Genomic DNA, 311 nt, shown 5'->3' on the forward strand with positions numbered 1-311 from the left:
TCGACTCCGCCTTGGCGTTCAGCCGCTGCTCCAGCTGCACCTGCTCGGTGATGTCGTACGCATACTTGATCACCTTCACCGGCTTACCCGCGAGGTCGAGAATCGGATTGTAACTCGCCTGGATCCACACGTTTCGGCCGTACTTGCCGACCCGGTGGAACCGGCCCGAGCGCAGCTCCCCGTTCTGCAGGCGCAACCAGAAGTCGCGGTACTCCTCCGAGAGCACATACTCCTGCGTGCAGAAGATGCTGTGATGCTGCCCGACAATCTCGTTCTGCGTATAGCCCAGAGTCTTGAGAAAGTTGTCGTTG

1 protein-coding gene is annotated in these 311 nt (G+C 59.5%); it reads right to left on the reverse strand.

Going from position 1 to position 311, the window contains the following annotated elements:
* On the reverse strand, nucleotides 1–311 hold a 311-nt coding region (locus QSK05_RS36095; RefSeq protein ID WP_285601915.1), incomplete at both ends, for a PAS domain-containing protein.

This window comes from Kineosporia sp. NBRC 101731 (assembly GCF_030269305.1).
Taxonomy (GTDB): domain Bacteria; phylum Actinomycetota; class Actinomycetes; order Actinomycetales; family Kineosporiaceae; genus Kineosporia.